Source organism: Rhodococcus phenolicus, assembly GCF_001646785.1.
GTDB lineage: Bacteria > Actinomycetota > Actinomycetes > Mycobacteriales > Mycobacteriaceae > Rhodococcus > Rhodococcus phenolicus.
Genome location: NZ_LRRH01000016.1, coordinates 101,151 through 122,968, shown reverse-complemented (window position 1 = coordinate 122,968; position 21,818 = coordinate 101,151). Strand labels below are relative to the sequence as shown.

Sequence of the window (21,818 nt, the reverse complement as noted above, 5' to 3'; positions counted from 1 at the left end):
CTTCGCCTCCACCGCCGAGCTGCCCGCCCCGCCCCGGTAGGAGCCCGCGGAATGCGTTTCGGCGGTCACCGGATTCGAATCCGGTGACCGCCGAAACGGTTGTGCTCAGCGACTACGCCCGATGTGGGCGAGGCCGATTACTTCTTGGCCGCGCCGCGGCGGGCCGGAGCCTTCTTCGCCGCGGTGGTCTTCTTGGCCGCCGTGGTCTTCTTCGCGGCGGTGGTCTTCTTCGCCGCTGCCGCCGTGGTCTTGGCCGGAGCCTTCTTGGCCGCGGTGGTCTTCTTCGCCGCTGCCGCCGTGGTCTTGGCCGGAGCCTTCTTCGCCGCGGTGGTCTTCTTCGCTGCCGCCGTGGTCTTGGCCGCGGTGGTCTTCTTGGCCGCTGCCGCCGTGGTCTTCTTCGCGGCGGTGGTCTTCTTGGCCGCTGCCGCCGTCGTCTTCTTGGCGGCGGTCTTCTTCGCAGCGGTCTTCTTCGCAGCCGCAGCCTTCTTCACCGGAGCAGCCACACCGCGCTTGACGGCCGGGCCGGACGAGGGAAGCTTCTGGGTGCCTGCGATGACAGCCTTGAACTGCGCACCCGGACGGAACGCCGGCACCGACGTCGGCTTGACCTTGACGGTCTCCCCGGTGCGCGGGTTACGGGCGACACGAGCGGCGCGACGACGCTGCTCGAAGACACCGAATCCGGTGATGGTGACGCTGTTCCCGGCATGCACGGCGCGCACGATCGCATCGACGATGTGCTCGACGGCTGCTGTTGCCGTACGCCTGTCCGAACCGAGCTTCTCGGTCAGAACGTCGATCAGCTCTGCCTTGTTCATTGATTTCCTCCGCACATCACGGTCCACCGTCAGACCGACTTGTAGTCCACGGTAGACCCGCAAACGGGCAAGAGTCTATGTGCCACGCCAATTCTCATGCAAATAGAACGGCGGGCCCGGGCCGGGGGTCACATCGGCCGGGCCCGCCGGAGCGTGACGGAGGGTGCCCGATCAGGGCGCCGGGAGGGTCTTCGGTTTCCAAGACGGCCTTGCGTTTTCGAACTCGGAAATCGCTTCTACCTGCCGCAATGTCAGTCCGATGTCGTCGAGACCCTCGAGCAGACGCCACCGTGTGTAGTCGTCAATAGCGAACTGCACCACAGTTGTTCCGGCCGTCACGGTCCGCTGTTCGAGATCGACTTCCAGTTCGAGGCCGGGATGCTGTTCGATGAGCTTCCACAACAGTTCGACGTCGGACTGCTCGACCTGAGCGGCGAGCAGTCCGGCCTTGCCGGCGTTGCCGCGGAAGATGTCGGCGAATCGCGACGAGATCACGACGCGGAATCCGTAATCGGACAAAGCCCACACGGCGTGCTCGCGCGAGGACCCGGTGCCGAAGTCCGGTCCCGCAACGAGAACCGAACCGCGGTCGAACGGCGGCGTGTTGAGCACGAACGACGGGTCGGTACGCCACCCGGCGAACAGTCCGTCCTCGAATCCGCTACGGGTGACGCGCTTCAGGTACACCGCCGGGATGATCTGGTCGGTGTCGACGTTCGAGCGGCGCAGCGGAACACCGATGCCCTTGTGAGTAGTAAAGGCTTCCATCGAGAATTCTCCTTCGGTCCTTTGACCTAGTCCAGATCCGCCGGCGCGGAGAGCTTGCCGCGCACCGCGGTCGCCGCTGCGACCGACGGCGACACGAGGTGGGTGCGGCCGCCCTTGCCCTGGCGACCTTCGAAGTTGCGGTTCGACGTCGACGCCGAACGTTCGCCCGGTGCGAGCTGATCCGGGTTCATCCCGAGGCACATCGAGCAGCCGGCCTGACGCCATTCGGCGCCCGCTGCGGTGAAGATCTCGCCGAGCCCCTCGGCCTCCGCCTGGGCACGCACTCGCATCGACCCCGGCACGACGAGCATCCGCACGCCCTCGGCGACCTTGCGCCCCTTGAGAACATCCGCGACCGCACGCAGGTCCTCGATGCGGCCGTTGGTGCACGACCCGACGAAGACGGTGTCGACGGCGATCTCGCGCAGCGGCATGCCGGCTTCGAGATCCATGTAGCGCAGTGCCTTCTCGGCGGCCAGACGCTCGGTCTCGTCGGCGATCTCCTCGGGCACCGGCACGTTCGCGCCGAGCGGGGCACCCTGACCCGGGTTGGTTCCCCACGTGACGAACGGGGTCAGCGACGCACCGTCGATGTGGACCTCGGCGTCGAAAACGGCGTCGTCGTCGGTACGCAACGCATCCCACGCGGCGACCGCGGCATCCCAGTCAGCACCCTGCGGGGCGTGCGGACGGCCCCGCAGGTACTCGTAGGTGACCTCGTCGGGCGCGATCATGCCGGCGCGGGCGCCTGCCTCGATCGACATGTTGCAGATGGTCATCCGGGCTTCCATCGACAGCTTGCGGATCGCCTCGCCGCGGTACTCGAGGACGTAGCCCTGACCGCCGCCGGTGCCGATCTTCGCGATGACCGCGAGGATCAGGTCCTTGCCGGTGACACCCTCGGGCAGTTCACCGTCGACGGTGATCGCCATCGTCTTGAACGGGCGCAGCGACAGCGTCTGCGTCGCCATCACGTGCTCGACCTCGCTGGTGCCGATACCCATTGCCAGGGCACCGAATGCGCCGTGGGTGGAGGTGTGGCTGTCGCCGCACACCACCGTCGTGCCGGGCTGCGTCAGGCCGAGCTGCGGCCCGACGACGTGCACGATGCCCTGATCGATGTCGCCCATCGGGTACAGCCGGACGCCGAACTCCTCGCAGTTGCGACGCAGCGTCTCGACCTGGGTGCGCGAGACCGGATCGGCGATGGGCTTGTCGATGTCGACGGTCGGGACGTTGTGGTCCTCGGTCGCGATGGTGAGGTCGGGACGCCGCAGCGGGCGGCCGGCGAGCCGCAGTCCGTCGAACGCCTGAGGACTCGTGACCTCGTGCACGAGGTGCAGGTCGATGTAGATCAGATCCGGCTGGCGCGCCGAGCCCTCTCCCTCACCGCGCACGACCACGTGCTGATCCCACACCTTCTCCGCCAGAGTTTTTCCAGCCATCTTCTCCACCTGTCGTACGTGACGAACGCGGTTTCCGGCTCTCGGGGCTGTGACCGGTCCGCGCATGGTGCCGTCCCCGCCCGCCGGTGCATGGGTTATGATTCCCATTATGCGAGACGGAGGTATCGACCTATGAGACAGCATAGCGGCATCGGAGTGTTGGACAAAGCGATGTCCGTGCTGCACGCGGTGGCCGAGCAGCCGTGCAACCTCAACGAACTGTGCTCCCGCACGGGCCTGCCCCGAGCGACTGCACACCGGCTGGCCGTGGGCCTCGAGATCCACCGGCTGCTCACCCGCGACAGCGACGGCCAGTGGCGACCGGGACCGGGACTGGCCGAGCTGTCCGCCGGCGCCGGCGACCCGCTCGTCGACGCCGCCTCCCTCATTCTCCCCCGACTGCGCGAGATCACCGGGGAGAGCGTGCAGTTGTACCGCAGGGAGGGCACTCAGCGGGTGTGCGTCGCGGCCCTCGAACCTCCGACCGGCCTGCGCGACACGGTCCTCGTCGGCGCCCGCCTGCCGATGACCGCCGGGTCCGGCGCGAAGGTTCTCCTGGCATGGGCGGACGCCACCACCCAGCGGGCCATCCTGCCGGACGCGGCGTTCGGCGAACGCGTCCTCGCCGAGGTCCGCCGCCGCGGCTGGGCACAGAGCGCCGCCGAGCGCGAACCGGGCGTCGCCTCGGTGGCCGCCCCGGTGCGGGACGCGGCCGGGACGGTCGTCGCGGCGATCTCGGTGTCCGGCCCGATCGACCGCATGGGCCGCAAGCCCGGCGCCCGCTGGGCGTCCGATCTCCTCGCCGCGGCGGAAGCACTCCACAAGCGGCTGTGAGGATTCCGGGCCGGGATCCAGCGCTCCGGATGCCACGGGTGCCGCGCCTCGATGTGACGGCACCCGGTGGTGGCATCCGGGCATGACGCGTGACACAGTGCTGCCATGGGCATCAAACAACGCACACAGATCACCATGACCGACGACGAGATCGGCGACTTCCTCGGCCGAAGCCGCATCGCGAACATGGCGACGGTCGGCCCGTCGGGCACGCCGCATCTCATCGCCATGTGGTACGCGCTCATCGACGGCGAGATCTGGTTCGAAACCAAGGCCAAGTCCCAGAAGACGGTGAACCTGCGGCGCGACAACCGCATCACCGTGCTCGTCGAGGCGGGCGACACCTACGACCAGTTGCGCGGAGTGTCGATCGAGGGCCGCGCGGAGATCACCGACGACCACGACACCCTCTTCGCGGTGTGCCGCAACGTCTGGGAGCGCTACACCGGTCCGTACAGCGACGAGATGCTGCCCGCCGTCGAACGGATGATGAACAAGCGCGTGGCGGTGCGTGTGGTACCGGACCGGATCCGCTCGTGGGATCACCGCAAGCTCGGTATGCCGGCGATGCCCGTCGGCGGAACCACCGCGCGGTACCTGTAAAACCAGGCGACAGGGGCGGCGCGTAGCGCTAGATTCGTTCGAAGTCCGGACCGGCCGACCGAAGGGAGATGTCATGAGCGACACGTCCAAGGATCGGATCAAGGAGGAGTTCCGCGCGGCGCTCGAGCGCAAGAACAGCCGCGCGGGCGGGGGCACCGCCCACCTCGACGCGGGGTCGAAGGCACACGGCCCGCACCGAACCGCCGATCATCACCGGGAGTTCCGCCGCAAGAGCGGATAACCGGTGCCGACAACGAGAAAGACCCTCCGAGCATTGCTCGGAGGGTCTTTCGCTGTACCCCCGATGGGATTCGAACCCACGCTACCGCCGTGAGAGGGCGGCGTCCTAGGCCGCTAGACGACGGGGGCCTGGACTTGCTTGTGCACTTGATCTTCTCAGAGAAGAACACCCACCGATCCGAGGATCGATGGGCAGTTCATGGTACCCCCGATGGGATTCGAACCCACGCTACCGCCGTGAGAGGGCGGCGTCCTAGGCCGCTAGACGACGGGGGCCTGAGAACTTTTCTTCTCCGGTTGCTTCCCGAGGGAAGCTCAGCCAGCTTAGCTGGCCGAGACGCTGTGGGCAAACCACCGCATCTCAGCTGGGGTACCAGGACTCGAACCTAGAATGGCTGAACCAGAATCAGCTGTGTTGCCAATTACACCATACCCCAATGGCTTGTTCCTTCGGCCCGCCCTGCGGGCGTTGTGGCCTCCGTTCCGAACCGAGAAGAAGATTAGCACCAACCCCACCACGAACTACAAATCGCCTGGTCAAAGCCACGTTCTGCCGTTGCCGGCCCCCACGCGCATGCAGCTCGGCCCGCCACCACTGTCGGGGTGGCGGGCCGAGCGGGCAGCGAGGCCGCGTCGCGGTCAGGCGATGGCGGCGCGGGCCGCGCGCAACCGCGCCAGGGTCACGTCACGGCCGAGCAGTTCCATCGACTCGTACAGGGGCGGGCTGATGTGCGATCCCGACACGGCCACCCGCACCGGAGCGAACGCCTTGCGCGGTTTGAGACCGAGCTCGTCGATGAGCGCAGCCTTGAGCGACTCCTCGAGGGTCGCGGTCGTCCACTCCCCCACGCCCTCGAGCGCGGTGACGGTCGCATCGAGTACCGGTGCCGCGTCGGCGGTGAGGTTCTTGGCGGCGGCCGCCTCATCGATCGCGAAGTCCGCCTCCGGCACGAACAGGAACTTCAGCAGACCCCACGCGTCGGACAGGACGACGATGCGGGTCTGGACGAGTTCCGCTGCGGCGGAGAACCGCGCGTCGTCGACGTCGGCCGCGATGTGGCCGTGCTCGACGAGGAACGCCTTCAGCCGGGCCGCGAAGTCCGCGGGGTCGAGCAGGCGGATGTGCTCGGCATTGATCGCGTCGGCCTTCTTCTGATCGAACCGCGCAGGATTCGAGTTGACCTTCGAGATGTCGAACGCGGCGACCATCTCGTCGAGCGAGAAGACGTCCCGGTCGTCGGCCAGGCCCCAGCCCAGCAGCGCGAGGTAGTTCAGCAGACCCTCGGGAACGAACCCGCGGTCGCGGTGCAGGAACAGATTCGATTCGGGGTCGCGCTTGGACAACTTCTTGTTGCCCTGGCCCATCACGAACGGCAGATGCCCGAACTCGGGCGTGAATTCGGCCACACCGATCCGCTGCAGCGCCTCGTACAGCGCGAGCTGCCGGGGCGTCGACGACAGCAGATCCTCGCCGCGCAGCACGTGGGTGATGCGCATCAGCGCGTCGTCGACCGGGTTGACGAGCGTGTACAGCGGGATGCCGTTGCCGCGGGTGAGCGCGAAGTCCGGCACCACGCCGGCCTTGAACGTCGTCTCACCGCGCACCAGGTCGTTCCAGGTCAGGTCGTGATCGGGCATGCGGAGCCGCACCACCGGCTTGCGGCCCTCGTCGAGATAGGCCTGCCGCTGCTCGGGCGTCAGGTCGCGGTCGAAGTTGTCGTAGCCGAGCTTCGGGTCGCGGCCGGCCGCCTTGTGCCGCGCCTCGACCTCCTCGGGCGTGGAGAACGACTCGTAGGCCTCACCGGCCTCGACGAGCTTGGCAACGACCTCGAGGTGCAGATCCCGCCGCTGCGACTGCCGGTACGGCTCGTACGGTCCCCCCACCTCCGGCCCCTCGTCCCACCGCAGACCGAGCCAGCGCAGGGCGTCGAGGATCGCCTGGTACGACTCCTCGGTGTCGCGGGCTGCGTCGGTGTCTTCGATGCGGAACACGAAGGTGCCACCGTGGTGGCGCGCGAAGGCCCAGTTGAACAGGGCGGTGCGCACCAGGCCCACGTGCGGGGTTCCGGTCGGGGACGGGCAGAATCGAACGCGTACTTCGCTGCTGGTCATGGCTCACTCTGGTAGAGGGATGAAAAGTCCCTACCAGGCTAGTCCTCCGCCCCGCGGCGGCAGAAGCGAAGTACGGTTGTCACGCGCCCTTCGCGACGACGGGATTGCTGAGGGTGCCGATCTTCTCGACCGTCACCGACACCGTGTTGCCCGGCTCGATGGGGCCCACACCTTCGGGGGTGCCGGTGAGGATGACGTCGCCCGGCAGCAGCGTCATCACTGCGGAAACCCACTCGACGAGCTTCGGAATGTCATGGATCAGCAACGAGGTTCGGCTGCGTTGACGCTGCTGACCGTCGACCTCGGCGGTGATCTCGAGATCGGACGCATCGAGGTTCGTCTCGATCCAGGGACCCAGCGGGCAGAACGTGTCGTGCCCCTTGGCTCGTGCCCACTGGCCGTCCTGCTTCTGGTGGTCGCGGGCGGACACGTCGTTGGCGATCGTGTATCCGAGCACCACGTCGAGAGCCTTCGCGGCCGGTACGTCCTTGCAGGGCCGGCCGATGACGACGGCGAGCTCGGCCTCGTGGTGCACGAGCGAGGTGTTGCGCGGAATGACGATCGGCGCGCCGGGTCCGATGATCGAGGTGTTCGGCTTGAGAAAGATCACCGGCTCCTCGGGTACCTCGTTGCCGAACTCCGCGGCGTGTGCGGCGTAGTTGCGTCCGACGGCGACGACCTTGCTCGCAAGGATCGGGGCGAGCAGCCGAACGTCGGCGAGCGGCCAGCTCCTGCCGGTGAACGTAGGCGTGCCGAAGGGATGTTCGGCGATCTCCTTCGCGATCGCGGCGTCCCCCTCCCCTTCGATGCTGACGAAGGCGACACCGTCCGGACTGGCAATTCGACCAAGGCGCATGACGCGCAGTCTATCGGTGTGCCGACGCTCACTGCGCGACAGCGTCGATCCGGGTGTACGGTGAGCTCACGATTTCATAATTCGAGACTTTCATCCCAGATAGTGAGACTCCGATGGATGTTGCCACCGACATCGGCCGCCGGCGGTGGGCGATCCTGGCCCTGGGCGTGCTCGCACAGACGGTGCAGGCCACCGTCGTCAACGGCACGGCCTTCCTGATCCCCACCCTGCACACCGAGCACGGATTCGATCTCGCGCAAGCCGGAACCCTCGCCGGCGCACCGGTTCTCGGCGGAGTTCTCACACTCGTCGCGTGGGGTGCGGTGGCCGATCGTCACGGCGAGCGCCTCGCGCTCGCCGCGGGTCTCGGCATCGCATCCGTCGCAACGGCGGCCGCCGCGACCACCGCTTCGCCTGCCGCGCTGGCGGTCCTGCTGGCAGTCGCGGGTGCCGGGGCGGTGAGCGCGAACTCCGCGAGCGGCCGCGTGGTCGTCGGATGGTTCCCCCCGTCACAGCGCGGCCTGGCGATGGGCATCCGCCAGATGTCGGTACCGCTCGGCGTGGCCCTGGCCGCGATGGTGATTCCCCCACTCGCACGCGACCACGGAATCGGTTGGGCGCTGGCATTTCCCGCGATCATGTGCGGGATCGGGGCGATCGCGTGTGCGGTCGGGATCGTCGACCCGCCCCGCCCGGATCGGAGCGCCGCCGCCGACACCGGCCTGCTGGAGAACCCCTACCGCGGCTCGTGGACGCTCGCTCGCATCCACGGGACATCGATCCTGCTGGTGATCCCTCAGTACGTGGTGTGGACCTACGCGCTCGTGTGGCTGGTCACCGACCTGGACTGGAACGAGACGAGCGCCGGTCTGGTCATCACGGCGGCACAGTTCCTCGGCGCGTTCGGCCGCGTCGCGGTCGGTGTCTGGTCCGACCGGGCCGGAAGCCGCCTGGGACCGCTGCGGATCGTCGCGATCTCCGTCGCCGTGTCGATGGCGGCCCTGGCGGCCACGGCCTGGTTCGCCTCCCCCGTCGCGATCGTCATGCTGCTGGTGGCATCGGTGACGACGGTCGCCCCGAACGGGCTGGCGTTCACCGCCGTCGCCGAAATCGCCGGGCCGTTCTGGGGCGGACGCGCACTCGGCATCCAGAACACCGGCCAGTTCCTCACCGGCGCGGCCGTCGGTCCCGCCTTCGGCGCACTGATCGGCGTCGCGGGTTTCCCGATCGCGTTCGCGATCGCCGTCATCGCCCCGGTCGCGGCGGTGCCGCTCGTTCCTACCGCGGCGGTGCCGCTTGTTCCTACCGCGGCGGTGCCGCGCGGTCCCCGGGACGAATGAGGGGATGTGGCCTTCCGGCGGGACGACCGCCGGAAGGCCACACGCGTCAGAGCGCGGCCGCGATCCGGTCGCCGACCTCGCTGGTCACGACCGGTCCGTCACCGCGCGCGGCGAGGTCCGCCTCGACGGCCGTCTCGATGCGGGCTGCGTCGTCCTCACGACCGAGGTGACGCAGCAGCAGCGCCGCCGACAGGATCGCCGCCGTCGGGTCCGCGATGCCCTTGCCCGCGATGTCCGGGGCGCTCCCGTGCACCGGCTCGAACATCGACGGGTTGGTTCCCGAGGCGTCGATGTTGGCGCTCGCGGCCAGGCCGATACCGCCGGTGACCGCACCGGCCAGGTCGGTGATGATGTCACCGAACAGGTTGTCGGTGACGATGACGTCGAAGCGGCCCGGGTCGGTGACCATGTAGATGGTCGCGGCGTCGATGTGGCAGTACGCCGTCTCGACGTCCGGGAACTCGGCACCGACCGTCTCGACGGCGCGGGTCCAGATCGCGCCGGCATTGGACAGCACGTTCGTCTTGTGGATGAGCGTCAGATGCTTGCGGCGGGTCTGCGCCAGCTCGAACGCGTAGCGCACGACGCGCTCGGCGCCGAACCAGGTGTTGACCGACACCTCGGTGGCGATCTCGTGGGGGGTGCCGACGCGGATCGCGCCGCCGTTGCCGGTGTACGGACCCTCGGTGCCCTCCCGGACCACCACGAAGTCCATGTCCGGGTTCCCGGCGAGCGGCGACGTCGAACCCGGGTACAGCCGCGACGGGCGCAGATTCACGTGGTGATCGAGCAGGAACCGCATGTTCAGCAGCAGACCCCGCTCGAGGATGCCCGGGCCGACGAGCCGCGGGTCGCCGATCGCACCGAGCAGGATCGCGTCGTGCCGGCGGATCTCCGCGAGTTCGGCATCGGGCAGCAGTTCACCGGTCGCGTTGTACCGGCGGGCACCGAGATCGTATTCGGTGGTCTCGAGATCGGGCACCAGTTTCCGCAGCACCTTCAGTGCTTCTGCTGTGACCTCGGTACCGATGCCGTCACCGGGGATGACCGCAAGCTTCATGGGCTCAACTCACTTCCTTGTGCGCGGTGGCCGCGACCGTGCAGACGGTCGCGGCCACCGGGGTGAAGCCGGGGGGTGAAATCAGGAGAGGTCGACCTGCGCGACGCGGGCGTCGAGCTGCTCGACGATCTGCGCGACCTCGGCGTCGCCGACGACACGGTCCACGCGCAGGATGACGGTGGCGCCCTCGCCCTCGACGTCCTGGCTCAGCGCAGCAGCCTGGATGTCGATCGACGCATTGCCGAGGATCGTGCCGAGGACGCCGAGCACGCCCGGACGGTCCGCGTAGTGCACCACGATGTTGTGGCCCTCGGCGCGCAGGTCGAAGCTGCGACCGTTGACGTTGACGATCTTCTCGACCTGCTGCAGACCGGTCAGCGCGCCCGCGACGGCGGTCACGGAACCGTCGGCGGCCACGGCACGCACCTCGACGGCGCTGCGGTGGGTCTGCGCCTCGGTGTGCTTGTCGACCTCGACGCTCACGCCACGCTGCTCCGCGAGCTGCGGGGCGTTGACGAAGGTGACGGCCTCGTCGCTGCTGGCCGAGAACAGGCCGCGCAGAGCCGCGAGCCCGAGGATCTCGACGTTCTCGGCGGACAGCTCGCCGCTGACGACGACCTGCACGTTCTGCACAGCCTCGGGCGACAGGGTGCCCGCGAGCAGGCCGAGCTTGCGAACCAGCTCGAGCCACGGCGCGACCTCTTCGCCGACCGGGCCGCCGGAGACGTTGACGGCGTCCGGCACGAACTCGCCGGCCAGGGCCAGCAGCACGCTCTTGGCGACGTCGGTGCCCGCACGGTCCTGCGCCTCGGAGGTGGAGGCGCCCAGGTGCGGGGTCACCACGACGTTGTCCAGGTCGAACAGCGGCGAGTCGGTGCACGGCTCGGTGTTGAACACGTCGAGGCCGGCGGCGCGGACCTTGCCGGAGACGAGAGCGTCGTGCAGGGCTGCCTCGTCGATCAGGCCACCGCGCGCGGCGTTGACGATGATGACGCCGTCCTTGGCCTTGGCGAGGCGCTCGGCGTTGATCAGGCCGGCGGTTTCCTTCGTCTTGGGCAGGTGCACCGAGATGAAGTCGGCGCGCTCGACGAGTTCGTCGATGTCGACGAGCTCGATGCCGAGCTGCGCGGCGCGGGCAGCGGGCAGGTAGGGGTCGTACGCGATGATCGTGGTCTCGAACGCGGCGAGACGCTGCGCGAACAGCTGTCCGATGCGACCCAGACCGACGACGCCGACGGTCTTGCCCAGGATCTCGGTGCCGTTGAAGCTCGAGCGCTTCCAGGTCTTCTCACGCAGGGTGCGGTCGGCCGCCGGGATCTGGCGCGCGGTCGACAGCAGCAGCGACACCGCGTGCTCGGCGGCCGAGTGGATGTTGGAGGTCGGCGCGTTGACCACCATGACGCCACGCTCGGTGGCGGCGGGGATGTCGACGTTGTCCAGTCCGACACCGGCGCGCCCGACGATCTTGAGCTTCGTCGCGGCAGCCAGCACCTCGGCGTCGACGGTAGTGGCGGAACGGACGAGCAGGGCGTCGGCGTCGGGCACAGCCGCGAGCAGCGCGGGACGGTCGGGACCGTCGACCCAGCGCACCTCGACACCGTCTCCGAGCGCATCGACGGTCGATTGCGCGAGCTTGTCGGCGATCAGGACAACGGGGCGGCCATTCTGGCTCACGTGCGAACTCCCTGTGGTTGATTTTCTGGCGGGTGTCGACGACGCGCGCACCCCCTCGGCACACGACACAGCCGTGACAGCGTCGAGTTTAGAACCCCAGGCCCCCGTGTGGGCGCGCGACCCGGGGTTGTCCTACCAGGTGGTACGAAACCGCGGAATCGGTGTGAGGCGGCCAGCGAGCGCCCGACAGAGGTGATTTCGGTTACACCGTTCCGGCTCGGCGCCCGCGGTTCGTCGCCTATGCCCGAGAAGCCGGGTTCACGAGAAACCACTCGCGCGGTGCAGGATTCGCGAACCCGCTGTCGACTTTTGTTCTCGCGCTGTGGGATTCACGGACCCGGACCATCCGTCTCCTCTGCCGCCTGCCGATGTTCCCGGAAGGCGGTGACCGCGGCCGCACGGTCGGATGGAAGTGTGTCGCGTCGAATCTGCCTCCCACCCCGAAGCGCACCAGCTTGTCCTTGACCGGGCCCTTCATCGCGGCGAACGCCAACCGGATTCCCTGGCGGCCGAGACCCGGACTCCACGACATCGGCACATCATCCACCGTGGCAGGGGTGACACAGGCCGGGAACGCCGCCGGCCCGGCACCCGCGATCGGGTGCCGGGCCGGCGGACGAGCGGAAACCGCTTACGCGGTCTCGGTGATCGGGCGATCGACCCAGCTCATCAGGTCGCGGAGCTGCTTGCCCACGACCTCGATGCCGTGCTCGGCGTTCTGCTTGCGCAGACCCTCGAGCTCGGTGTTGCCGTTCTCGACGTTCGCGACGAGACGCTTGACGAAGGTGCCGTCCTGGATGTCCTTCAGGATGTCCTTCATGCGGTCCTTGGTGCCGGCGTCGATGACGCGCGGGCCGGACAGGTAGCCGCCGAACTCGGCGGTGTCGGACACCGAGTAGTTCATGCGCGCGATGCCACCCTCGTACATGAGGTCGACGATGAGCTTGAGCTCGTGCAGGCACTCGAAGTACGCCATCTCCGGCGCGTAGCCCGCCTCGACGAGGACGTCGAAGCCGGTCTTGACGAGCTCCTCGGTGCCACCGCAGAGCACGGCCTGCTCACCGAACAGGTCGGTCTCGGTCTCTTCCTTGAAGTCCGTCTTGATGACGCCGGCGCGGGTGCCGCCGATGCCCTTCGCGTAGGACAGAGCCAGGGCCTGGCCCTCGCCCTTCGGGTCCTGGTGGACGGCGATGAGCGCCGGGACGCCCTTGCCGTCGACGAACTGGCGGCGCACCAGGTGGCCGGGGCCCTTGGGGGCGACCATGCCGACGGTGACGAACTCCGGCGCCTTGATCAGACCGAAGTGGATGTTCAGGCCGTGGCCGAAGAACAGCGCGTCGCCGTCCTTCAGGTTCGGCTCGATGTCGTTCTTGAAGATCGACGCCTGCGCCGTGTCGGGGGCGAGCAGCATGATCAGGTCGGCCCACTCCGAAACCTCGGCGGGGGTACCGACGGTCAGGCCGGCCTCCTCGGCCTTGGCACGCGACTTCGAGCCTTCCTTGAGACCGATGCGCACCTCGACGCCCGAGTCACGCAGGCTCAGCGAGTGCGCGTGCCCCTGGCTGCCGTAGCCGATCACAGCGACCTTGCGGCCCTGGATGATCGACAGATCGGCGTTGTCGTCGTAGAACAGCTCGACTGCCACAGTTCCTACCTCTTTCAGCTTTTGGGGTGTGTTCAGGCTAACGGGTGGCCGTGATCGACTTCGGACCACGTCCGACGGCGACGACACCGGACTGCACGATCTCGCGGATGCCGTACGGCTCGAGCATCCGCAGAAGCGCGTCGAGCTTCGAGCGGGTGCCGGTGGCCTCGATGGTCAGCGACTCGGGCGAGACGTCGATCACCTTGGCGCGGAACAGGTTCACCGTCTCGATGACCTGGGTGCGGACACTGGCGTCCGCACGGACCTTGATGAGCACGAGCTCGCGCGCCACCGACGCCTCGCCCTCCTGCTCGACGATCTTGATGACGTTGACGAGCTTGTTGAGCTGCTTGGTGACCTGCTCGAGCGGGAACTCGTCGACGGTCACGACGATCGTCATGCGGGAGATGTCGGGCAGCTCCGTTCCGCCGACCGCGAGGGATTCGATGTTGAATCCGCGTCGCGAGAACAGTGCCGCGACACGGGCCAGCACGCCCGGCTTGTCCTCGACGAGAACGCTGAGGGTGTGACTCGTGCTCACTGACGATCCTCTCCTGCTGCGGCATCGGTGGCCTGCTCGCGGTTCATGGCCTCGTGGATGACGGCCGGCTCGGAGGCCTGCTCGTCGTCGTCGAACAGCGGGCGGATGCCCCGCGCCGCCATGATCTCGTCGTTGCTGGTGCCGGCGGCGACCATCGGCCACACCTGGGCGTCCTTGCCGACGATGAAGTCGATGACGACGGGACGGTCGTCGATGGCCTGGGCCTGACGGATGGCCGGCTCGACGTCCTCTTCCCGCTCGACCCGGATCCCGACGCAGCCGAGGGCCTCGGCGAGCTTGACGAAGTCGGGGATGCGGACCTCACCGTGGGTACCGAGTTCGGTGTTCGAGTACCGCTGGTCGTAGAACAGCGTCTGCCACTGCCGGACCATGCCGAGGTTGCCGTTGTTGATGAGCGCGACCTTGATCGGCACGCCCTCGACCGCGCAGGTGGCCAGTTCCTGGTTGGTCATCTGGAAGCAGCCGTCGCCGTCGATCGCCCACACCTCGGCCTCCGGCTTGCCCATCTTGGCGCCGAGGGCGGCCGGAACGGCGTAGCCCATGGTGCCGAGACCACCGGAGTTCAGCCACGTGCGCGGCTTCTCGTAGTCGACGAACTGCGCGGCCCACATCTGGTGCTGACCGACGCCGGCGCAGTAGATGGCGTCCGGACCGGCGAGCTTGCCGACGGCCTGGATGACGTACTGCGGAGACAGGGAACCGTCGGCGGGACGGTCGTAACTCAGCGGGTAGGTGCGGCGGATGTCGTCGAGGTACTCCCACCACTGCGCGTAGTCGAGCGTGGTGCCGGTCGCCAGATCCGCGCGGATCGCCTCGACCAGTTCGACGAGGACCTCGCGGCAGTCGCCGACGATCGGGACGTCCGCGTGCCGGTTCTTACCGATCTCGGCGGGGTCGATGTCGGCGTGGATCACCTTCGCGTCCGGCGCGAACGAGTCGAGCTGGCCGGTCACGCGATCGTCGAAACGGGCGCCGAGCGTGACGAGCAGGTCGCTCTTCTGCAGCGCCGCGACCGCCGCGACGGTGCCGTGCATACCCGGCATACCGCAGTTGAGGCGGTGGGTGTCGGGGAACGCTCCGCGCGCCATGAGCGTGGTGACGACCGGGATGCCGGTCAGTTCGGCGAGCTCGAGCAGCTCCGCGGACGCGTCGGCCTTGATGACGCCGCCGCCGACGTACAGCACCGGGTTCGTGGCCTCGGCGATCAGGCGCGCGGCCTCGCGGACCTGCTTGCCGTGCGGCTTGGTCACCGGGCGGTAGCCGGGCAGGTGCATCTCCGGCGGCCAGCTGAAGGTGGTCTGCGCCTGCAGGATGTCCTTCGGGATGTCGACGAGCACGGCACCCGGGCGGCCCGACGCGGCGATGTAGAACGCCTCGGCGAGGATGCGCGGGATGTCGGCGCCGTCGGTGACGAGGAAGTTGTGCTTGGTCACCGGCATCGTGATGCCGGAGATGTCCGCTTCCTGGAACGCGTCGGTGCCGATGAGACCGCGGCCGACCTGGCCGGTGATCGCGACGATCGGGACGGAGTCCATCTGGGCGTCGGCGAGGGGGGTCACGAGGTTGGTGGCGCCGGGGCCGGAGGTGGCCATGCACACACCGACCTTGCCTGTGGCCTGCGCATATCCGGTCGCAGCGTGACCGCCACCCTGCTCATGACGGACGAGGACGTGGCGCACCCGCTTGGAATCGAAGAGCGGGTCGTAGACGGGAAGGATCGCACCCCCGGGAATACCGAAGACCGTGTCGACCTCGAGCTCTTCGAGGGCTCGGACGACCGACTGGGCTCCGGTGACCCGCTCGGGGGCCACCTGACGGCGGTTTCCGGGCTGCGCTGCGGCGGCCGCGGGAGTCGGGGTGGACCCCGGCTTTCGCGGCGAGGGTTGAGGCCGTGCGGTTGGTGCGCTCACTGCGAATTCCTCTGATTCTGGCTCCGGGCAACAAAAAACCCTCGTCAGCATGTGCTGTACGAGGGTGGCGCGTCGTGGGCGAGTTGCGTTATGCGGCTCAGGCGACGACGCGCCGGCCGATTACGAGCAACTCATTCTGATTCACGCGCTAGACGGTAGGTGCGCGCAACGCAGACAGTCAACTTGGTTCGGTCATCTGTCCCAGAATGTGAGATGCCTCGGCTGCAATGAGAAGATGGTGAGGTGTCATCTTCCCAGCAGCCCGTGCCACCGTCTACATCATCCCACACGCCGGAAGCGACGACGCGCGTCATCCGTATTTCCCGGCTGTCGCTGCTCGCGTGCGGCTTCCTGCTGCTCGCCGTGGCGTCACCCGCGATGGCGTGGCCCGCGGCGTTCTCGTGGATGCTGGTGATCCCGTTCCTCGTCCTCGCGTGGATCCTGCGCGTGCGCACCGTCGTCGGACCCGACGGCATCACCGCCCGCGCCACGTTCTCGACGACCCGCATCGGATGGGATGCGCTCGCGGGAATCCGTTTCCCCAAGCGCGGCTGGGCCCGCGCGACCCTCACCGACGGTTCCGAGGTACCGCTGCCCGTCGTCACCTTCGGCCGGCTGCCCGAACTCGCCGCAGCCAGCGGCGGGCGCATCACCGATCCGTACGCCGCGGCCGATGCCGCCCGCGCCGCTGCTGCTTCCGCGGAGGATGACGCTGCCGCAGCCGAGTCGGATGACGCAACGAAATAACACAGCGGTAAATTCGTCAGTGCTGCACCCCGGCCCCTGCCCCAGCCCGGCAGCCGGCCCGGCAGCCGAAGGCGCAGCCACCAGCCCCGTGAAGGAAACCAGCACATGCCCCCGTTGAGGTCACGCACCACCACCGTCGGACGCAACGCCGCCGGTGCCCGCTCCCTGTGGCGCGCCACCGGTCTGACCGACTCCGATTTCGGCAAGCCGATCGTCGCGATCGCGAACTCCTACACGCAGTTCGTCCCCGGACACGTCCATCTCAAGGACGTCGGCGAGATCGTCGCCGAGGCGGTGCGGGCGGCCGGTGGCGTTCCCCGCGAATTCCACACCATCGCCGTCGACGACGGCATCGCCATGGGCCACGGCGGCATGCTGTACTCGCTGCCGAGCCGCGAAATCATCGCGGACTCCGTGGAATACATGGCGAACGCGCACACCGCCGACGCGCTGGTGTGCATCTCCAACTGCGACAAGATCACCCCTGGCATGCTCAATGCCGCGATGCGCCTGAACATCCCGACGGTGTTCGTCTCCGGTGGTCCGATGGAGGCCGGCAAGGCCGTCGTCGTGGGTGGTGTCGCGCAGGCCCCGACCGACCTCATCACCGCGATCTCCGCGTCCGCCAACGATTCCGTCAGCGAAGAAGGCCTCGGCGAGGTCGAACGCAGCGCGTGCCCGACGTGCGGTTCGTGCTCGGGCATGTTCACCGCGAACTCGATGAACTGCCTCACCGAGGCGCTGGGCCTGGCGCTGCCGGGCAACGGCTCGACCCTCGCCACGCACTCGGCGCGGCGCGCGCTGTTCGAGCGGGCCGGCACCACGGTCGTCGAGGCGGCGCTGCGGTACTACCGCGACGGCGACGAGTCGGTGCTGCCCCGCAACATCGCGACCCCCGCGGCGTTCCGCAACGCGATGGCACTGGACGTCGCGATGGGCGGTTCGACCAACACGGTGCTGCACACCCTCGCCGCGGCGCAGGAAGGCGAGGTCGACTTCGACCTGTCGACCATCGACGCGATCAGCCGCAAGGTGCCGTGCCTGTCGAAGGTCTCCCCGAACTCGGACTACCACATGGAGGACGTGCACCGCGCCGGCGGCATCCCTGCCCTCCTCGGTGAGCTGCGTCGCGCCGGCCTGCTCGAAACGGACGTCCACACCGTGCACACCGCGAGCTTCGACGAGTGGCTCGACGACTGGGACATCCGGTCCGGCAAGGCCACCGACGAGGCCCTCGAGCTGTTCCACGCAGCGCCGGGCGGCGTCCGCACCACCGAACCGTTCTCGACGGACAACCGGTGGTCCTCACTCGATACCGACGCTGCCGGTGGATGCATCCGCGACATCGAACACGCCTACACCGTCGAAGGCGGCCTGTGCGTGCTGCGCGGCAACATCGCAGTCGACGGCGCGATCCTCAAGACCGCGGGCATCGACGAGGAGCTGTTCACCTTCCAGGGCCCGGCGGTGGTCGTCGAGTCCCAGGAGGCCGCGGTCTCGGCGATCCTCCAGAAGGAGATCAAGCCCGGTGACGTGATCGTCGTCCGCTACGAAGGCCCCAAGGGCGGTCCGGGTATGCAGGAGATGCTGCACCCGACCGCGTTCCTCAAGGGCGCGGGCCTGGGCAAGGTGTGCGCGTTGATCACCGACGGCCGGTTCTCCGGCGGCACCTCGGGCCTGTCGATCGGGCACATCTCCCCCGAAGCCGCTGCAGGTGGCGTGATCGGGCTCGTCGAGAACGGCGACCAGGTCCGTATCGACGTCGCGACCCGCACGCTCGAGATCCTGGTCTCCGACGAGGAACTCGCCACCCGCCGCGCCAAGATGGAGGCCTCGGAGAAGCCGTGGCAGCCCGTCGACCGCCAGCGCACCGTCACCACGGCACTGCGCGCGTACGCAGCGCTGGCCACGTCCGCCGACAAGGGTGCCGTGCGTTACGTCCCGTGATCCACCCCTCGTGCGCGGTTCCGGTAGCTCCCGCTACCGGAACCGCGCACGGGCGCGTCAGCGCACGAACAGCCAGAGGCACACGCCGCCGGCGACGCCGAGCAGCAGGGCCACGAACGACCCGATGAACGGGCGGGTCGCCCAGCCGCGGGCTCCGTCGACCGCGATCCGGCCGGGACCGGTCAGCACGATCGCCACCGCCGCCGCGCCGAGCAGCACCTCGAACTCCACACCGGACTGCTCGGCCGCGAAGTACTGCAGTCCCGGTTCGAGATTGTGCTTGAACAGCACCGCGTTGATCATGATCGCGACCACGGCGGCCGCCGCGAGCGGCGTCAGCAGCCCCAGAACGAGCAGCACACCCGCCGCGACCTCGCCGATCGCGCCGACGGTCGCGAGGATCCCCGAGTACCGGTATCCGGCGCTCTCCACGGCCGCTTCGAACCCGTCGAGTCCGGGCCCGTCCCACCACCCGGTGAGTTTCTGCAGGCCGTGCACGATCATCGTGGCGCCGACCGCCAGCCGCAGGATCAGCAGACCGAGATCGAGGGTGCCGCGCCGCGCCTTCGGAGGCTCCGCCGGGGCAACCGGTTCCGGCTCGACGTACCCACCCGGCGCGATCGGCGGGTCCGGCCGGTAGATCTGCTCGGTGGGCCGGGAATCGAATGCCGCGCGGTCGAGACCGAGGTCGTCGTCGGATTCGAGCATCGACGAACGCGGACGGTTCAATTCCAGCGTCGGATTTTCGTACGGCTCCGGCTCCGGTACGGGGTCTTTCGCCTTGTCGCTCACATCTCCCAGCGTAGGTCGCGCGGCGGGGCGCACCCGGGAACCGAGGCGACGCCGGGCGTGCCGGTAACGTTTGCGGCATGACGAGGGGTGCGCGCTCGAGGGGTTCACGACGGCTGCCGACGCTGGTTCTGGCGGTGGGACTGCTCGCGACGGTCACATCGTGCGCCCGGTTCGACGATGCGGCCACGACGCCGTTCACCCCGGAACCGTCGTTCGACGGTGGCGCCGACATCGGCCCGCTCGAGCAGTCGCCGTCCTCGTCGACGACACCGTCCGTCCCGCCGGTCCCACCCGGTCCGTGTGTGGACCCGGATCCCGCGGTCGTCGCCACCTGCCTCGACACGACCGGGGGACTGGTCACCGTGCCCGACGGCAGTTCGGCGTTCGTGGCCGAGCGCCGGACCGGCCGGATCCTGCAGGTCGCACCGGGCACGGAACCGGTCGAGATCGCCACGATCCCGGTGGACGGCTCGGGCGACGGTGGCCTGCTCGACCTGACGCTGTCCCCCACCTACGGCGAGGACCGGTTGATGTACGCGTACATCACGACACCGTCCGACAACCGGGTGGTGCGAATCGCCGCCGGCGACGTCCCCAAGGACGTGTTCACCGGTATCCCGCGCGGCGCGAACGGCAACGCCGGCGCCCTCGAGTTCGTCTCCCCCACCGAGCTGGCCGTCCTCACCGGTGACACCGGAAATCCCTCCGCCGCAACGAATCCCGCATCGTGGGCCGGGAAACTGCTGCGGGTTCCCCTGCCCGCCCCCGGCGGTCCGGCCCCTGCACCGACCGTGATGCTGTCCGGTATCGGAACCGCCGGCGACGTGTGCCGCGACCCGATCGGGAACCTGTGGATCACCGACCGCACGCCGTTGGAGGACCGGCTGCAGCGGGTCGGTTCGGACGGTTCCGTCGGCGCCGCGCCGGTGTGGACGTGGCCCGACCGGCCCGGACTCGCCGGATGTGCGGCCGGCCCCGACGCGGTGGCGATTTCGCTCACCGGCGGCGAAGCGGTGGCGGTGGTCACCACCGACCCGGGAACCGGGGCGGTCACCGCGGCGCCGGAACTCGCGGTCCAGGATCGATACGGGCGACTGGGCGGCGCATCGGCCGGTGCCGACGGGCTGCTGTGGGTTTCGACCGTCAACAAGGACGGTGGCGAGCCGGGACCGAACGACGACCGCGTGGTGCGCATCCAGTTCCCCGCAGGCGGCGGTGGATTCGACTGAGCCGCGATCGTTGCCGCGTCGGTCACGCCGGGACCCGATCGGGACGGCGGAGCAGTCCCGCGACCATCGGCAGGATCAGTACCGTGATCGCCCCGGCCGCAACGAGAATCGACGCACTGGCATTCGTCATCTCCCCCGCCGCGACCGCAACGCCGGTGACCGCCACGATGAGAGGCAGCCCCGTCGTCGAGTACAGCGCGATCTGCAATTGTTCGGACGTGTCGAATCCGGCGGCCCGGTCCAGTCGCGCGGACACGAACACCGGCATGCCCCGAACCAGGACCAGCAGCACGAGGAACGCCACGAGCACACCCGGAGCGCCCACGACGGCGCTCACGTCGATGGCCATTCCGGACGTGACGAAGAAGATCGGGATCAGGAACCCGTAGGCCAGTCCGTCGAGTTTCGTCTCGAGCAGCGGATCGCCGGTGGGGATGGCCCGGCGCAGGATGAATCCGGCTGCGAACGCGCCGAGGATCACGTCGAGGTCGAACACGACCGCGACGGTGATGAGGCCGACGAGAAGCAGTATCGTCAAGCGGACGGATGTCTGGGCGGTGGTCACCGAGGTACGCCGCACGAACCCCAGGAACTGGGATCCTTCCCGCAGGATTCGCGGGGGCAGCACGGCCACGAACACGGCCACGACCGCGAACGCCGCGAGGACCAATAGGGAACCGAGCGCGCCGCGGGCGCCCAGCAGTGTCGCCATCGCGATCACCGGCAGCAGCTCGCCGATGGCGCCGTGATTGAGTACCGACCGTCCGAGGGGCGTTTCGACGAGACCCCGGTCGGCGAGGATCGGCAGCAAGGTCCCCAGCGCGGTCGACGTCAGGGCGATCGCGACGGCGATCTCCGCCCGGACGAGTCCCATCGCGCCGAGCACGACGACGGTCACGAGCGCCAACGCCATACACACGCACCACGTGATCAGGGCGCGCCGGCCACCGCGACCCCGCAACTCGGTGGGATCGATCTCGTACCCGGCGAGCAGGAACAGCAATCCGAGGCCGAGTTCACGGAGCATCTCGATCCCACCGTCGACCTGCGCGATGCCGAGTGCGTTGGGGCCGATGACGATCCCGGCGACGAGCAGCAGCACCACTTCCGGCACGAGCCGGCGCGGGACCGCTCCCGCGACGATCGGCGCGACCACGGCCGCTACAACGATCCAGAACAACGACGTAGCGACAGCAGGTTCCATGCACCGCAACGTTAGCGGTACAAGATCAAGTA

General features: G+C 68.6%; 19 protein-coding genes, 3 tRNA genes and 1 pseudogene. 7 read left to right on the top strand and 16 right to left on the bottom strand.

Annotation, left to right across the window (positions count from 1 at the left end):
- Positions 1 to 137: 137 nt before the first annotated feature.
- The 3 genes from A8G15_RS06335 to leuC form a co-directional block, all read right to left on the bottom strand.
- Complete coding sequence (locus tag A8G15_RS06335) at positions 138 to 818, bottom strand: HU family DNA-binding protein (RefSeq protein ID WP_068156798.1); 681 nt, start codon at positions 816 to 818, stop codon at positions 138 to 140.
- 171 nt (positions 819 to 989) lie between these two features.
- Positions 990 to 1,586, bottom strand: a complete 597-nt coding sequence (gene leuD / locus A8G15_RS06330; protein ID WP_068156794.1) for a 3-isopropylmalate dehydratase small subunit — start codon at positions 1,584 to 1,586, stop codon at positions 990 to 992.
- A gap of 26 nt (positions 1,587 to 1,612) precedes the next feature.
- Positions 1,613 to 3,040: a 3-isopropylmalate dehydratase large subunit gene (gene leuC, locus A8G15_RS06325; protein ID WP_068156792.1), complete on the bottom strand. Its 1,428-nt coding sequence runs from the start codon at positions 3,038 to 3,040 to the stop codon at positions 1,613 to 1,615.
- Between the two features lie 123 nt (positions 3,041 to 3,163).
- On the opposite strand from leuC, the gene A8G15_RS06320 reads away from it, so the two are divergent.
- The 3 genes from A8G15_RS06320 (at position 3,164) to A8G15_RS31045 (ending at position 4,709) form a co-directional block, all read left to right on the top strand.
- Entirely contained in the window at positions 3,164 to 3,865 is a 702-nt protein-coding gene (locus A8G15_RS06320) for an IclR family transcriptional regulator (protein ID WP_068156790.1), read from the top strand.
- Between the two features lie 105 nt (positions 3,866 to 3,970).
- Complete coding sequence (locus A8G15_RS06315; protein WP_068156788.1) at positions 3,971 to 4,468, top strand: pyridoxamine 5'-phosphate oxidase family protein; 498 nt, start codon at positions 3,971 to 3,973, stop codon at positions 4,466 to 4,468.
- Between the two features lie 73 nt (positions 4,469 to 4,541).
- Positions 4,542 to 4,709 carry a DUF5302 domain-containing protein gene (locus A8G15_RS31045; RefSeq protein ID WP_169833862.1) on the top strand — a complete coding sequence of 56 codons (168 nt, stop codon included), beginning with the start codon at positions 4,542 to 4,544 and terminating at the stop codon, positions 4,707 to 4,709.
- A 55-nt stretch (positions 4,710 to 4,764) separates the two neighbouring features.
- Here A8G15_RS31045 and A8G15_RS06310 read toward each other — a convergent pair.
- The 5 genes from A8G15_RS06310 to A8G15_RS06290 form a co-directional block, all read right to left on the bottom strand.
- Positions 4,765 to 4,837 (bottom strand) — tRNA-Glu (locus tag A8G15_RS06310).
- Between the two features lie 71 nt (positions 4,838 to 4,908).
- Positions 4,909 to 4,984: transfer RNA gene (locus A8G15_RS06305), tRNA-Glu, on the bottom strand.
- Positions 4,985 to 5,073: 89 nt separating this feature from the next.
- Positions 5,074 to 5,145: transfer RNA gene (locus A8G15_RS06300), tRNA-Gln, on the bottom strand.
- Between the two features lie 202 nt (positions 5,146 to 5,347).
- Positions 5,348 to 6,820 (bottom strand): glutamate--tRNA ligase, encoded by a 1,473-nt coding sequence (gene gltX, locus A8G15_RS06295; RefSeq protein ID WP_068156786.1) that lies wholly within the window; start codon positions 6,818 to 6,820, stop codon positions 5,348 to 5,350.
- Between the two features lie 79 nt (positions 6,821 to 6,899).
- Positions 6,900 to 7,676, bottom strand: coding sequence for a fumarylacetoacetate hydrolase family protein (locus A8G15_RS06290; protein ID WP_068156784.1), 777 nt, complete (start codon positions 7,674 to 7,676; stop codon positions 6,900 to 6,902).
- 113 nt (positions 7,677 to 7,789) lie between these two features.
- Between A8G15_RS06290 and A8G15_RS06285 the strand changes: the two genes are divergently transcribed.
- The gene (locus tag A8G15_RS06285) at positions 7,790 to 9,016 is read left to right on the top strand and encodes an MFS transporter (RefSeq protein ID WP_068156782.1); all 1,227 of its coding nucleotides are present in this window, start codon (positions 7,790 to 7,792) and stop codon (positions 9,014 to 9,016) included.
- A 46-nt stretch (positions 9,017 to 9,062) separates the two neighbouring features.
- Here the strand turns inward: A8G15_RS06285 and A8G15_RS06280 are convergent, their stop codons facing one another.
- The 6 genes and pseudogenes from A8G15_RS06280 to A8G15_RS06260 form a co-directional block, all read right to left on the bottom strand.
- Positions 9,063 to 10,076, bottom strand: a complete 1,014-nt coding sequence (locus A8G15_RS06280; RefSeq protein ID WP_068156779.1) for a 3-isopropylmalate dehydrogenase — start codon at positions 10,074 to 10,076, stop codon at positions 9,063 to 9,065.
- Positions 10,077 to 10,157: 81 nt separating this feature from the next.
- Positions 10,158 to 11,750 (bottom strand): phosphoglycerate dehydrogenase, encoded by a 1,593-nt coding sequence (serA, locus tag A8G15_RS06275; protein WP_068156777.1) that lies wholly within the window; start codon positions 11,748 to 11,750, stop codon positions 10,158 to 10,160.
- 329 nt (positions 11,751 to 12,079) lie between these two features.
- Positions 12,080 to 12,258: pseudogene (locus A8G15_RS31680) on the bottom strand (sodium-independent anion transporter); the annotation flags it as partial.
- A 123-nt stretch (positions 12,259 to 12,381) separates the two neighbouring features.
- Positions 12,382 to 13,395 (bottom strand): ketol-acid reductoisomerase, encoded by a 1,014-nt coding sequence (gene ilvC, locus A8G15_RS06270; RefSeq protein ID WP_068156774.1) that lies wholly within the window; start codon positions 13,393 to 13,395, stop codon positions 12,382 to 12,384.
- 37 nt (positions 13,396 to 13,432) lie between these two features.
- The gene (gene ilvN / locus A8G15_RS06265; RefSeq protein WP_068156771.1) at positions 13,433 to 13,936 is read right to left on the bottom strand and encodes an acetolactate synthase small subunit; all 504 of its coding nucleotides are present in this window, start codon (positions 13,934 to 13,936) and stop codon (positions 13,433 to 13,435) included.
- The gene (locus A8G15_RS06260; RefSeq protein ID WP_068156768.1) at positions 13,933 to 15,867 is read right to left on the bottom strand and encodes an acetolactate synthase large subunit; all 1,935 of its coding nucleotides are present in this window, start codon (positions 15,865 to 15,867) and stop codon (positions 13,933 to 13,935) included. The genes ilvN and A8G15_RS06260 overlap by 4 nt, the downstream gene beginning before the upstream one ends.
- Positions 15,868 to 16,131: 264 nt before the next feature.
- Between A8G15_RS06260 and A8G15_RS06255 the strand changes: the two genes are divergently transcribed.
- Positions 16,132 to 16,614, top strand: a complete 483-nt coding sequence (locus A8G15_RS06255; RefSeq protein WP_068156762.1) for a PH domain-containing protein — start codon at positions 16,132 to 16,134, stop codon at positions 16,612 to 16,614.
- 105 nt (positions 16,615 to 16,719) lie between these two features.
- Positions 16,720 to 18,561 carry a dihydroxy-acid dehydratase gene (ilvD, locus tag A8G15_RS06250; RefSeq protein ID WP_068156758.1) on the top strand — a complete coding sequence of 614 codons (1,842 nt, stop codon included), beginning with the start codon at positions 16,720 to 16,722 and terminating at the stop codon, positions 18,559 to 18,561.
- 57 nt (positions 18,562 to 18,618) lie between these two features.
- On the opposite strand, the gene A8G15_RS06245 is transcribed toward ilvD, so the two are convergent.
- Positions 18,619 to 19,353, bottom strand: a complete 735-nt coding sequence (locus A8G15_RS06245) for a DoxX family protein (RefSeq protein ID WP_068156755.1) — start codon at positions 19,351 to 19,353, stop codon at positions 18,619 to 18,621.
- 77 nt (positions 19,354 to 19,430) lie between these two features.
- Here A8G15_RS06245 and A8G15_RS06240 point away from each other — a divergent pair, with 77 nt between their 5' ends.
- Positions 19,431 to 20,582: a PQQ-dependent sugar dehydrogenase gene (locus A8G15_RS06240; protein WP_068156752.1), complete on the top strand. Its 1,152-nt coding sequence runs from the start codon at positions 19,431 to 19,433 to the stop codon at positions 20,580 to 20,582.
- Between the two features lie 22 nt (positions 20,583 to 20,604).
- Here the strand turns inward: A8G15_RS06240 and A8G15_RS06235 are convergent, their stop codons facing one another.
- Entirely contained in the window at positions 20,605 to 21,786 is a 1,182-nt protein-coding gene (locus tag A8G15_RS06235) for a cation:proton antiporter (protein ID WP_068156749.1), read from the bottom strand.
- Between the last annotated feature and the right edge of the window lie 32 nt (positions 21,787 to 21,818).